At 59.4% G+C, this 10,470-nt stretch carries 14 protein-coding genes and 1 pseudogene; 8 read left to right on the plus strand and 7 right to left on the minus strand.

The window, feature by feature from the left end:
* The first annotated feature begins 87 nt into the window (after positions 1–87).
* Both RYB09_RS17520 and RYB09_RS17525 read left to right on the plus strand, forming a co-directional pair.
* A complete protein-coding gene (locus RYB09_RS17520; protein WP_002554619.1) occupies positions 88–525 on the plus strand; it encodes a hypothetical protein in 438 nt (145 codons plus the stop codon).
* Positions 522–929, plus strand: coding sequence for an META domain-containing protein (locus RYB09_RS17525; RefSeq protein ID WP_044319347.1), 408 nt, complete (start codon positions 522–524; stop codon positions 927–929). Before RYB09_RS17520 ends, RYB09_RS17525 begins: the two co-directional genes overlap by 4 nt.
* 167 nt (positions 930–1,096) lie before the next feature.
* Here RYB09_RS17525 and RYB09_RS17530 read toward each other — a convergent pair.
* Together RYB09_RS17530 and RYB09_RS17535 are read right to left on the minus strand one after the other, a co-directional pair.
* Positions 1,097–1,162, minus strand: a pseudogene (locus RYB09_RS17530) (TlpA family protein disulfide reductase); the annotation flags it as partial.
* An 86-nt stretch (positions 1,163–1,248) separates the two neighbouring features.
* Positions 1,249–1,716, minus strand: a complete 468-nt coding sequence (locus RYB09_RS17535) for a TlpA disulfide reductase family protein (RefSeq protein ID WP_122258344.1) — start codon at positions 1,714–1,716, stop codon at positions 1,249–1,251.
* A gap of 129 nt (positions 1,717–1,845) precedes the next feature.
* Here RYB09_RS17535 and arsC point away from each other — a divergent pair, with 129 nt between their 5' ends.
* The 3 genes from arsC (at position 1,846) to RYB09_RS17550 (ending at position 3,575) form a co-directional block, all read left to right on the plus strand.
* A complete protein-coding gene (arsC, locus tag RYB09_RS17540; RefSeq protein WP_002554622.1) occupies positions 1,846–2,199 on the plus strand; it encodes an arsenate reductase (glutaredoxin) in 354 nt (117 codons plus the stop codon).
* The gene (wrbA, locus tag RYB09_RS17545; protein ID WP_005744747.1) at positions 2,196–2,801 is read left to right on the plus strand and encodes an NAD(P)H:quinone oxidoreductase; all 606 of its coding nucleotides are present in this window, start codon (positions 2,196–2,198) and stop codon (positions 2,799–2,801) included. Before arsC ends, wrbA begins: the two co-directional genes overlap by 4 nt.
* Positions 2,802–2,903: 102 nt before the next feature.
* Positions 2,904–3,575, plus strand: coding sequence for a DNA-3-methyladenine glycosylase I (locus tag RYB09_RS17550; RefSeq protein ID WP_122281091.1), 672 nt, complete (start codon positions 2,904–2,906; stop codon positions 3,573–3,575).
* Positions 3,576–3,581: 6 nt separating this feature from the next.
* Here the strand turns inward: RYB09_RS17550 and ttcA are convergent, their stop codons facing one another.
* Positions 3,582–4,406, minus strand: coding sequence for a tRNA 2-thiocytidine(32) synthetase TtcA (ttcA, locus tag RYB09_RS17555; protein ID WP_002554625.1), 825 nt, complete (start codon positions 4,404–4,406; stop codon positions 3,582–3,584).
* 2 nt (positions 4,407–4,408) lie between these two features.
* Between ttcA and RYB09_RS17560 the strand changes: the two genes are divergently transcribed.
* Positions 4,409–4,597 carry a hypothetical protein gene (locus RYB09_RS17560; RefSeq protein WP_147468565.1) on the plus strand — a complete coding sequence of 63 codons (189 nt, stop codon included), beginning with the start codon at positions 4,409–4,411 and terminating at the stop codon, positions 4,595–4,597.
* Between the two features lie 3 nt (positions 4,598–4,600).
* Positions 4,601–5,095 carry a SprT family zinc-dependent metalloprotease gene (locus tag RYB09_RS17565; protein ID WP_002554626.1) on the plus strand — a complete coding sequence of 165 codons (495 nt, stop codon included), beginning with the start codon at positions 4,601–4,603 and terminating at the stop codon, positions 5,093–5,095.
* Between the two features lie 67 nt (positions 5,096–5,162).
* On the opposite strand, the gene RYB09_RS17570 is transcribed toward RYB09_RS17565, so the two are convergent.
* The 4 genes from RYB09_RS17570 to RYB09_RS17585 form a co-directional block, all read right to left on the minus strand.
* Positions 5,163–6,515 (minus strand): dicarboxylate/amino acid:cation symporter, encoded by a 1,353-nt coding sequence (locus RYB09_RS17570; RefSeq protein WP_002554627.1) that lies wholly within the window; start codon positions 6,513–6,515, stop codon positions 5,163–5,165.
* 389 nt (positions 6,516–6,904) lie between these two features.
* Complete coding sequence (locus tag RYB09_RS17575; RefSeq protein ID WP_058400175.1) at positions 6,905–8,251, minus strand: ATP-binding protein; 1,347 nt, start codon at positions 8,249–8,251, stop codon at positions 6,905–6,907.
* On the minus strand, positions 8,248–8,925 hold the full coding sequence (locus RYB09_RS17580) for a response regulator (protein WP_002554629.1): 678 nt from the start codon (positions 8,923–8,925) through the stop codon (positions 8,248–8,250). The genes RYB09_RS17575 and RYB09_RS17580 overlap by 4 nt, the downstream gene beginning before the upstream one ends.
* A 27-nt stretch (positions 8,926–8,952) precedes the next feature.
* Entirely contained in the window at positions 8,953–9,303 is a 351-nt protein-coding gene (locus RYB09_RS17585) for a hypothetical protein (RefSeq protein WP_002554630.1), read from the minus strand.
* Between the two features lie 172 nt (positions 9,304–9,475).
* On the opposite strand from RYB09_RS17585, the gene RYB09_RS17590 reads away from it, so the two are divergent.
* The gene (locus RYB09_RS17590; RefSeq protein ID WP_058408796.1) at positions 9,476–10,264 is read left to right on the plus strand and encodes a dienelactone hydrolase family protein; all 789 of its coding nucleotides are present in this window, start codon (positions 9,476–9,478) and stop codon (positions 10,262–10,264) included.
* The last annotated feature ends 206 nt before the right edge of the window (positions 10,265–10,470 follow it).

Here is a 10,470-nt window from a genome sequence, read left to right on the forward strand (position 1 = left end):
TCCAGCGCAGCAATGCCGTTCCGGGTGCCCTGCGTCCGATCCTGAAGGCGTGGAGCATGATAGGATGCGCGCAATTTTGGAGGACCCATGGTCGAACACGATTTTCGCTACAGCATGCTCAACCCGCAGCACACATTGACCGAATGCCGCACTTTGGCACCCGGTCGCTATCAAGTCACCGGTAACGGCGGCTCGATTCATGACAACGACCAGTTGCTGGTGACGATCAAAGGCAGCAAAAGCCTGCACATGCGCCTGACCGTCGAAAAAGTCCGGCACCTGATCAACCCGCCGGGCCAATGGATTGCAGTGGCCAAAGGGCCGGTGTTCGATGAGTTGGCGATTCATCAGTGGAAAGTGAATTGCGACAGCTGCGCCGCCGAACTGAACTTCGAGTTCATGGTAGAGAGCAAGCTGGGCGTCAAGGCGCAGAAACCTGCCGCCATCGCGCGCATCGCGGAGCTGGGCTGGAAAACCGAAGGCGAGAAGCACCTCTGCAAGAAGTGCCAGGAGAAAGCGGCATGAAACAGTTTGCGCTCCTGAGCCTGATCGGCGGCGCGCTGCTGGCCGGTTGTACCGCTGACCCGCTGCCGATCCGTCAGGACCACAGCTACGTGATGGAATGGATTGGCGAACGTCCGCTGATCGACAACAGCCGCCTGACCATGACCCTGGGCGCCGATGGCCGCGCATATGGCAATGCAGGCTGCAACCACTGGTTCGCGCCGTATACGCTGAACGACCACAGCATCAGCTTCGGCCCGGTGGGCAAAACCCGCAAAATGTGCGCTCCCGCGCTGATGGAGCAGGAACAACGCTTCATCAAAGCCATCAGCAGCGTGCAACGCTGGGACATCTCGCCCATCGAGCAACTGCGCCTGTGGCCAGCCCAAGGCAAGCCGCTGCGCTTCTGGCTGGAAGATAGCTGATCCGAAGCTCCGCGTAACTTGCGACGCAGAGCGTCTAGAACTGCATTCCCACGCTGGAGCGTAGGGAACGATCACTATCCTGCACTATCGTGCGACGCTCCGCGTCGCATGCCGTTCTGGACGCTCCGCGTCCTCGTTGCGGCGCAGAGCGTCCAGAACCGATCTGATCACCCCTCACCGCGCAACGTCTTGAGCTTCTGGATCACGGTGGCGGCTGACTGCTCGCCGAGCAATCACTATCGTGCGACGCTCCGCGTCGCATGCCGTTCTGGACGCTCCGCGTCCTCGTTGCGGCGCAGAGCGCCCAGAACCGATCTGATCACCCCTCACCGCGCAACGTCTTGAGCTTCTGGATAACGGTGGCGGCTGACTGCTCGCCGAGCAGTTGTTCGCGCATCTTGCCCTTGTCGTCGATGATGTAGGTCACCGGCAGCGCTTCGGAGGGCGGCAGGCTGTACTGCTCGGCAGGGTCCTGAGCCAGCACGGTGAATTTGATGCCCAGTGCGTTGGCAGCGCTTTTCAACTCATCGCCCTGCAGATTGTCGAAGTTGACACCCAGCACCGTGACCTTCTTGTCCTTGAGCTGTTCGGACAATGCGTTGAATTCCGGCACCTCGGTACGGCACGGGCCACACCATTCGGCCCAGTAGTTCACCACCAGCCAATGCCCCTTGATTCGCTCACTGGCCACCTTCTGGCCGTTCTGGTCATTGCCCAGGTCCACGCCACATCCGCTGAGCAGCAAGCTGCCGAAAAGTATCACCGCTGCTGTTAATCGCCTTGCCATTTGCTTCCTTCCTCGCCCCGTTCAACCTGCAATCACTTATATCCAGGCTACGACTATTGACCATTCGATATGTCGGACAGTGCCATCGCTGGTTAGAATACGCCACCCCACACGAGATGCGACGTGCAAATGACCGATCTGACGCTGTATCACAACCCGCGCTGCAGCAAATCCCGCGGCGCGCTGGAACTACTTCAGGCCCGCGGCCTGACGCCCGATATCGTCCTGTACCTGGAAACCCCGCCAGACGCAGAGCGTTTGCGTGACCTGCTCGGCAAGCTGGGCATCACTGCCCGGCAACTGTTGCGTACCGGCGAAGACGATTACAAGCAACTCAACCTGGCCGACCCGAGCCTGAGCGACGAGCAACTGATCGCCGCCATGGCCGCGCACCCCAAACTGATCGAGCGGCCGATTCTGGTCGCTGGCGACAAGGCTGTGATTGGCCGCCCACCCGAGAACATCCTGGAGCTGCTGCCGTGAGCACACCTTACATTCTGGTCCTCTATTACAGCCGCAACGGTTCCACCAGCGAAATGGCCCGGCAGATTGCCCGCGGTATCGAGCTGGGCGGCATGGAAGCACGACTGCGCACCGTTCCCGCTGTTTCCGCCGACTGCGAAGCGACCGCCCCTGAGATCCCGGAAAACGGCGCGCTGTACGCGACCCTCGACGACCTGAAAAACTGCTCAGGTCTGGCGCTGGGCAGCCCGACGCGCTTCGGCAACATGGCCGCCCCGCTGAAATACTTTCTCGACGGCACCAGCAACCTGTGGCTGACCGGCGCACTGGTCGGCAAACCCGCAGGCGTCTTCACTTCCACTGCCAGCCTGCACGGCGGCCAGGAAACCACGCTGATGTCGATGCTGCTGCCGTTGCTGCACCACGGCATGCTGATCATGGGTCTGCCCTACAGCGAATCGGCGCTGCTGGAAACCGCCGGGGGTGGCACGCCTTATGGTGCCAGCCATCACGCCGGAGCCGACGGCAAGCGCGCGCTGGACCGTCATGAGACCGACCTGTGCCGCGCGCTGGGCCAGCGTCTGGCCAAAACCGCCTTGCAACTGGACACAGCCCGCAGCTGAATCGGCAGGGCGTGGTCTGACGCTTTCAGTTAAATCGCAAACTTGCAGCGCAAGGGTCGGTCTGAACCCTTGACCTGCCTGTTGAATTTCTTTGGAGAACCGATGCAAGACTATAAATGGCTGAACGAGTATTGCCTGAATCGATTCGGCTCCGCCAAAGCACTGGAAGCCCACCTGCCCACCCCGAAGACACCGAAACAACTGCAAGCCATCAGCGCCGACCGCTATCTGTCGACCATGGCCCTGCGCGTGTTTCGCGCAGGCCTGAAACACAGCCTGGTGGACTCTAAATGGCCGGCGTTTGAGGAAGTCTTCTTCCGCTTCGACCCGGAAAAAGTCGTGCTGATGGGGGCTGATCACCTGGAGCGGCTGATGCAGGACGCGCGCATCATCCGCCACCTGGGCAAACTCAAGAGCGTGCCGCGCAATGCGCAACTGATTCTGGACATCGAACAGGAACACGGCAGTTTCGGCAAATTCATCGCCGAGTGGCCGGTCGATAACATCACTGGCTTGTGGCAGTGCATTGCCAAACACGGCAACCAGATGGGCGGACTGTCAGCGCCACGCTTTCTGCGCATGATCGGCAAGGACACGTTCATTCCGACCTGGGACGTGGTGGCCGCGCTGAACGCGCAGGATATCGTCGACCGCGTGCCCACCAGCAAACGCGATCAGGCGATTGTGCAGGACGTCTTCAACCAATGGCACGCAGAAAGCGGTCGGCCGATGTGCCAGCTGTCAGCCATGCTGGCGTTCACCGTCAACCACTGAGCACCCTCAGATATTCACCACATTGACGAACCGCGACGCAGCGGTTTCGTCGATGCGCAGGTTGCTGAAGTCGAACAGGTTGCGGTCAGCCAGTTGCGAGGGCTGTACGTTCTGCAAGGCGCGGAAAATGCTTTCCGTGCGACCCGGGGTCTTGCGCTCCCAGTCGATCAACATGTCCTTGACCACCTGACGTTGCAGGTTCTCCTGAGAGCCGCAGAGGTTGCACGGGATGATCGGAAACTGTTTAAGGTCCGAATAGGCCTGAATGTCCTTTTCATGGCAATACGCCAATGGACGAATCACCACGTTACGGCCATCGTCGGCACGCAGCTTGGGTGGCATGGCCTTGAGCGAGCCGTTGAAAAACATGTTGAGGAAGAACGTCTCGACGATATCGTCTCGATGATGCCCCAGTGCCATCTTGGTAGCACCTATTTCATCAGCGAAGGTATACAGCGTGCCACGACGCAGCCGTGAACACAGCGAACAGGTCGTCTTGCCTTCAGGAATCAATTCCTTGACCACTGAGTAGGTGTCTTTCTCGACGATGTGGTACTCGATACCCAGCTCTTTCAGATACGCAGGCAGCACGTGCTCAGGAAAGCCGGGCTGCTTCTGGTCCATGTTGACGGCCACGATGTCGAATTTGATCGGCGCGACTTTCTGCAAGTGCATCAGCACATCGAGCATGGTGTAACTGTCCTTGCCGCCGGACAGGCAGACCATGACCTTGTCACCCTCTTCGATCATGTTGAAGTCGGCAACCGCCTCGCCGGCCAGCCGACGCAGACGTTTCTGCAGTTTGTTCTGATTGACTGAAAGGGTGCCCATTTATGGAAATATCCGCTGACGATAGCTTGAGAAAAGCCGGGCATTTTACCTACAACCGACCTTTGGTTAAATATGCTGCGCGCGTGCTGTTCAGGCTGGCAATCGCCTTTGATCAAAAACGACCACCGGGCGGCCAGCATTTTCAGAGCGTAGCCACATTGCGGCATACTTGGCGCACTGGAGAATCCTAAAGCATGCCCGACCAACTCAATTCACGCGTTGAAACCTGTTACCAACAAGCCGAAACCTTCTTCAAGCGCACCTTCAAACGCCCGGTGGTCAGTTTCCAGTTGCGCGGCCAGAAGGCTGGTGTCGCTCACCTGCACGAAAACCTGCTGCGCTTCAATCCGCAGCTCTACAAGGAAAACGCCGAAGACTTCCTGCGCCAGACCGTGCCGCATGAAGTCGCGCACCTGATCGCCCACCAGCTGTTTGGCGGCAGCATCCAGCCGCATGGCGAGGAATGGCAGCTGATCATGCGCGGCGTTTATGAACTGCCGCCCAACCGCTGCCACACCTACGCTGTCAAGCGACGCAGCGTGATCCGTTACATCTACCGCTGCCCTTGCCCGGACAGCGACTTTCCGTTCACGGCCCAGCGCCACAGCATGGTTCGCAAGGGCCGGCGCTACCTGTGCCGCCGCTGCCGCGAGCCATTGGTGTTCAGCGGCGAGACGCGCACGGAATAACTCCCCTGGCAAACGACAGGCATAAAAAAACCCATCCGAAGATGGGTTTTTTATCGCCTGACGGTTATCAGACGGTTTTGGTGGTATTCACCGCACCGGCTGGAGTCGGGCCTTCGGCAACGCCGAGGTCGTCTTCAGGACGGGTTTCCAGGATGGCAGAGCCACCGGAAGTCAGCTCGGACTGCAGCTTGTCGGTGTCCAGCTCGCCGACCCACTTGGCAACCACAACGGTAGCAACAGCGTTACCTACCAGGTTGGTCAGGGCGCGGGCTTCGGACATGAAGCGGTCGATACCCAGAATCAGCGCCAGACCGGCAACCGGCAGGTGGCCGACAGCCGACAGGGTTGCAGCCAGAACGATGAAGCCGCTACCGGTTACGCCTGCAGCACCCTTGGACGACAGCAGCAACACCAGCAACAGAGTGATCTGGTGGGTGATGTCCATATGGGTGTTGGTCGCCTGAGCGATGAACACGGCAGCCATGGTCAGGTAGATAGACGTACCGTCGAGGTTGAACGAGTAACCCGTCGGGATAACCAGACCCACGACAGATTTCTTGGCGCCCAGACGCTCCATCTTGATCAGCATGCGTGGCAGGGCCGATTCCGACGAGGAAGTACCCAGTACGATCAACAGCTCTTCACGGATGTAACGAATCAGCTTGAAGACGCTGAAACCGTGAGCGCGGCAGATTGCACCCAGCACCAGCACCACGAACAGCGCGCAAGTGATGTAGAAGCAGATCATCAACTGACCCAGCTGCACCAGCGAGCTTACGCCGTAGGCACCGATGGTGAAGGCCATGGCACCGAACGCACCGATGGGCGCCAGCTTCATGATCATGTTGATGATGTTGAACATCACGTGGGCGAAGCGATCGATGAAGTCCAGAACCGGCTTGCCGTACGAACCCAGACGATGCAGGGCGAAGCCGAAGATCACCGAGAACATCAGGACTTGCAGGATATCGCCGTTGGCAAACGCGCCGACGATGGTGTTCGGAATCACGTTGAGGATGAAGCCGACGATGCTCTGATCCTGACCGGCAGTGACGTAAGCCGCGATCTTGGAAGCGTCGAGCGTGCTGACGTCGATGTTCATGCCGGCACCCGGCTGAACCACGTTGACCACGATCAGGCCGATCAGCAGAGCGATGGTCGAAACGATCTCGAAGTACAGCAGCGCATAACCGCCGGTCTTGCCGACCGACTTCATGTTCTGCATGCCGGCGATGCCGCTGACGACGGTACAGAAGATGATCGGCGCGATAACCATCTTGATCAGTTTGATAAACCCGTCACCCAGCGGCTTTAGAGCCTTACCGGTGTCCGGGTAGAAGTGACCGATCAGGATACCGATGACAATCGCAACGATTACCTGAAAATAGAGGGATTTGTAGATGGGCTGACGAGTCGTCATTGCAGTTTTCCTCAAGGGCGTCGTCGGCATCTTCACCTGATGCACGCGAGCCTATAAAGCGCTAACCCTCCTGCACTGGAGGGATTTGTTTTGTCGAGCTGCGCAAGGCAGGCCTCTGCCATGTAGATAGCAATAGACGTGCCATAGAATCAAATAGCCATCAAAACCCCGTATTACAAGGCGCAGACGGGTAACGGTAGACGCAAACCGAAAAAGACGTGGCGGTTTTCCGCCGTATGGTGGGAAAAATGGGCACACAGTGGCGGGTATCCGCCGTCTTTCTATGATGACTGGAGCGCTCGGTGACGCGCAGAGGTGTGATGCAGAGCGTCACGCACGGCATTCCCACGCTGGAGTGAGGAACAACAGGTGTCCGGGAGAAAACACCCTCACTGCGCCAGAAAATGAATCCTGAACGCCGCGCCACCCAGCGGAGAATCGCCCAAGGTCAGTTGTGCACCGTAGCTTTCGATGATGTCCTTGACCACCGCCAGACCAATGCCCTGTCCGGGGTTCTGGCGGTCCAGGCGTTCGCCACGCTCGAGAATGCGCGCGCGCTGGCTCTGCGGAACGCCGGGGCCGTCGTCTTCGACGCACAGTTCATCGCCGCCCGCTGAGCGGGTAAAGCTGACGCGTACTTCGCTCAGGCACAGCCGATAGGCGTTTTCCAGCAGGTTGCCGAGCATTTCCAGCAACGCGCCCTCTTCCATGTGCACCTGACAATGCTCCGGCAGGTCCAGCGTGGCCTTGACCTGTTTGTCGCGATACACCTTGTCGAGCGTGTTGCACAGGCTTTCGACCACGGGCCGCAGCATGACGTGGTGGCGCACCAGACCGCTCTTGCGCAGGCTGGCCCGTTGCAGTTGATAGCCGATCTGTTGGCTCATGCGCTCGATCTGCGATTGCAGCACCCACGCCTGCTCGACATCTTCGGGGCGCTTGGCGATGTTCTCGCTTACGCCCTGCAAGACCGCCAGCGGTGTTTTAAGGCTGTGGGCCAGGTCATCAAGCGAATCGCGGTAACGAATCCGCTGTTCACGTTCGCTGCGCAGCAGGCGGTTGAGCGAGTCGGTCAGGCGCAGCAGTTCGCTGGGATGCTCCTCGCTCAGACTGTCGCGCACGCCGGCTTCCACCTGATCCAGTTCCTGGCTCAAGCCGCGCAAGGCACGCAGCCCCCAGGTCAGGCCCATCCACAGCAACCCGAGCAGCACCGCGAGTGCTGCGCCAAAGCCCAGATAGAGCTTGCGGCGCAAACCGTCGATGGTTTCCTGATAGCCGCGCAAGGGCTGCACGGCAACGATGCTGAACGCGGCATTGCGCCCGCCGAGCAGCCGGATCTCGACGTCATAGACGAAATACTCATCGCCATTGATTTCCTTGATCTTGGTGAACTCGCTGCCCTGCCCGTCATATTGCGGGCGGTAGTCGATGTTCTCGCCTTCGGTGGACAGTGAGCGCCAGACCATCTGCCCCTGGCGGTTATAGATGTAGCCCAGCAGACGGCTGCCCGGCAGGTTGAACTGTTCGCCCGGCAGCACGGACGGCATCAATAGATGACCGTCTTCGACGCGCGCCGCGGAAATCATGGTGGTCACGTCGGAAGCCAGGCGTTGCTCTATCGCCCCGCGCAGCGCCAGGCTGAACGCCCCCTGCAAAGCAGGCAGCATCAGCAGCATGAAGATCACCGCCAGAGTGGCGGCACCCAGCATCAGGCGCAGGCGAAGCGAACGAATCACGTACAGCGCTCATTGAACAGATAGCCCATGCCGCGCACGGTTTCGATAGGTTTGAACGCCACGTTGCTGTCCAGCTTGCGACGAAGGCGGCCGACCAGCACTTCGATCACGTTTGGGTCGCGCTCGTCGTCATCAGGATACAGTTGCTCCATCAGGCGCTCTTTGGGCACTACTTGCTGGTGATGGAGCATCAGGTATTCGAGGATGCGGTATTCGTAGGCGGTCAGCGCCAGCGGTTGTTCAGCCAGCGCGGCGTGCTTGCGATTGAGGTCCAGCAGCAGCGGGCCAGCCGTGATGGTGGACTGAATGAAGCCGCTGGAACGCCGCAACAGGGCGTTGAGCCGCGCTTCCAGTTCTTCGAACTGGAAGGGTTTGACCACGTAGTCGTCAGCGCCGGCCGCCAGCCCTTCGACCTTGTCCTGCCAATTGCCGCGCGCGGTCAGGATCAGAATCGGAAACGCCTTGCCCACCGTGCGCAACTGCCGAATCAGGTCCAGCCCACCGATGCCCGGCAAGCCCAGATCGATCACGGCCAGGTCGTGATTGAATTGCGTGACCTGATACAACGCTTCCTCAGCGTTGGCCACCGCTTCCACCACATGTCCCGCTTCGGTCAGACGGGTTCGCAGGTGGTGGCGCAGCAGCGCTTCATCCTCAACTACCAACAACTTCATGCAGCTCTCCCAGGCACAATCGCAGCCTCAAGACAAAGAATGAAACGACATCGTCGCATCAGTACTCAACAGGCGGGCGCTGACGGGCACGTGTTGTGTCACATCATAGCTGCCCAGCAGGATTTCGCGGCTGACAGGCACACCATTGTGAGTCCCTGTCAGGGTGCCGTAAACCGGCGGTGAATAAAGTGTGCCCACAGAAACATTGGTATGTGCCTGTTCCCCGAGCGCATGCCCCCAGCTGTTGGCGTCATCAAGCCTTTCGCTGGTCTTGCCGAACTCGATACGAGCCACGTCAAGCCGACCATCGCCCGCTTGTGCCGCAGCGCTGCCACCCAGAAAAGCCAAGGCCAGGAAAAACTTGTTGAGATTCAACATATCGACTCCTTTTGCGCTCGGGGACGCTGTCAAGGTACGGCCCAACAGTAATCGCGCCGGGCTGAACCCCGACTGAACACGCCATGAACCGGCGCTGAACAGTCATCTACACCGGATGCAGCGGAATCGGCTATGGTTGTTTGCGACCTCAAACTATCAAAAGGAGCTGACCATGCGTGTGTGGATTGCAATGATAATGATGGGCCTGACCGGACTCGCTCAGGCAGCGATCAAGACCGAGCAGATCGATTACAAAAGTGCCGACGGAACCAAACTGGTGGGTTACTACGCTTACGACGACGCGGTAAAAGGTCCACGCCCCGGTGTTCTGGTGGTTCACGAGTGGTGGGGCCTGAACGACTACGCCAAGCGCCGCGCCCGCGACCTGGCTGCCCTGGGCTACAGCGCCATGGCTATCGACATGTACGGCGAAGGCAAGAATACCGAGCACCCGAAGGACGCGATGGCGTTCATGCAGGCTGCGCTCAAGGACAGTGATGCGGCCGACAAGCGCTTTGATGCCGGGCTGGAGCAATTGAAGAAGCAACCTCAGACCGACCCGAAAAAGATTGCGGCAATCGGTTACTGCTTCGGCGGCAAGATCGTGCTGGACGCGGCGCGGCGCGGCGAACCGTTGCTGGGCGTAGTGAGCTTCCACGGCGCACTGGTCACCAATACCCCGGCCAAACCGGGCATCAAAGTGCCGATGCTGGTCGAGCACGGCGCCAAGGACAGCATGGTCACCCCTGAAAACGTTGCTGCGTTCAAGAAAGAAATGGACGACGCCAAGGCTGACTACAAATTCGTCAGCATCGACGGCGCCAAGCACGGCTTCACCAACCCCGACGCCGACCGCCTGAGCCACGGCGAACACGGCGGCCCGGACATCGGCTACGACAAGGCTGCCGATGAGCGCTCTTGGTCAGACATGCAGGTATTCTTCAAAAAGATATTTGGTTGAGTAGCAGAGATAATCGCGTCCTGCGTCGTAAGAGGACGCAGAGCGTCCGGAAAGGCATGCGACGCAGAGCGACGCACGATAGTTGAGATTATCGTTCCGCACGCTCCAGCGTCGGAATGCAGCTTTCGACGCTCTGCGTCGTCAAGAGGACGCGGAGCGTCCGGAAAGGCATGCGACGCGGAGCGTCGCACGATAGTTGAGATGAT

The sequence above is a fragment of the Pseudomonas syringae group sp. J254-4 genome, from assembly GCF_032586855.1.
Taxonomy (GTDB): Bacteria; Pseudomonadota; Gammaproteobacteria; order Pseudomonadales; family Pseudomonadaceae; genus Aquipseudomonas; species Aquipseudomonas amygdali.

What these genes read in the sequence shown, in the direction of transcription:
- RYB09_RS17570 (WP_002554627.1), bottom strand. Translation starts at nt 6,515, where the DNA reads ATGACGACTCGTCAGCCCATCTACAAATCCCTCTATTTTCAGGTAATC.
- RYB09_RS17520 (WP_002554619.1), top strand. Translation starts at nt 88, where the DNA reads ATGGTCGAACACGATTTTCGCTACAGCATGCTCAACCCGCAGCACACA.
- RYB09_RS17585 (WP_002554630.1), bottom strand. Translation starts at nt 9,303, where the DNA reads ATGTTGAATCTCAACAAGTTTTTCCTGGCCTTGGCTTTTCTGGGTGGC.
- ttcA (WP_002554625.1), bottom strand. Translation starts at nt 4,406, where the DNA reads ATGGGCACCCTTTCAGTCAATCAGAACAAACTGCAGAAACGTCTGCGT.
- RYB09_RS17580 (WP_002554629.1), bottom strand. Translation starts at nt 8,925, where the DNA reads ATGAAGTTGTTGGTAGTTGAGGATGAAGCGCTGCTGCGCCACCACCTG.
- RYB09_RS17525 (WP_044319347.1), top strand. Translation starts at nt 522, where the DNA reads ATGAAACAGTTTGCGCTCCTGAGCCTGATCGGCGGCGCGCTGCTGGCC.
- RYB09_RS17565 (WP_002554626.1), top strand. Translation starts at nt 4,601, where the DNA reads ATGCCCGACCAACTCAATTCACGCGTTGAAACCTGTTACCAACAAGCC.
- RYB09_RS17560 (WP_147468565.1), top strand. Translation starts at nt 4,409, where the DNA reads ATGGAAATATCCGCTGACGATAGCTTGAGAAAAGCCGGGCATTTTACC.
- arsC (WP_002554622.1), top strand. Translation starts at nt 1,846, where the DNA reads ATGACCGATCTGACGCTGTATCACAACCCGCGCTGCAGCAAATCCCGC.
- RYB09_RS17590 (WP_058408796.1), top strand. Translation starts at nt 9,476, where the DNA reads ATGCGTGTGTGGATTGCAATGATAATGATGGGCCTGACCGGACTCGCT.
- RYB09_RS17550 (WP_122281091.1), top strand. Translation starts at nt 2,904, where the DNA reads ATGCAAGACTATAAATGGCTGAACGAGTATTGCCTGAATCGATTCGGC.
- RYB09_RS17535 (WP_122258344.1), bottom strand. Translation starts at nt 1,716, where the DNA reads ATGGCAAGGCGATTAACAGCAGCGGTGATACTTTTCGGCAGCTTGCTG.